The sequence below is a fragment of the Oleiphilus sp. HI0067 genome (assembly GCF_001635735.1).
Genome location: NZ_LWFI01000980.1, coordinates 1 through 643 on the forward strand (window position 1 = coordinate 1; position 643 = coordinate 643).

Annotated in this window: 1 pseudogene; it reads right to left on the bottom strand. The window is 45.7% G+C overall.

The features are described 5' to 3' along the window. Nucleotides 1-643 (bottom strand): annotated as a pseudogene (locus tag A3739_RS12790) (excinuclease ABC subunit UvrA); the annotation flags it as partial.

Consider the following 643-nt stretch of genomic DNA (forward strand, 5'->3'; position numbering starts at 1 on the left):
TGATACATGTTAACAAGCCTTCTGGGATGTTGAGTGTGACGTCATTTAGATTGTTTCCATTCGCGCCGATTAAGCTCAATTGTTTTTTCGGATTTGGAGCTGTGCGTTGTCGAGGTATTTCAATTTTTTTCGTTCCGCTCAAATATGCGCCAGTAAGTGAGTTCTCGTCACGCATGACTTGCTCAGGAGTGCCTTGGGAGACAATCTCACCGCCGTGTACGCCAGCGCCTGGCCCGATATCGATAACATAATCTGCGAGTCTGATGGCGTCTTCATCGTGCTCGACAACGATAACGGTATTTCCAAGTTCTTTCAGATGAGTAAGAGTCTTAAGCAGGCGTTCATTATCTCTTTGATGAAGGCCTATAGAGGGTTCATCGAGTATGTACATAACGCCAACTAATCCAGCTCCAATTTGACTAGCCAATCGAATACGCTGCGCTTCGCCTCCTGATAAAGTATCCGCGCTGCGGTCGAGTGTCAGGTAGTCCAGGCCTACATTGACCAAAAACTCCAAGCGTAATTGGATTTCCTTCAGAATTTTTTCAGCAATTTCTCCTCGCTTACCGGTAAGAGATAACTCTTGATAATAAGTGAGTGCTTGGCCAATAGGCATTTTAATGACTTCGGGGAGCGTCGTTTC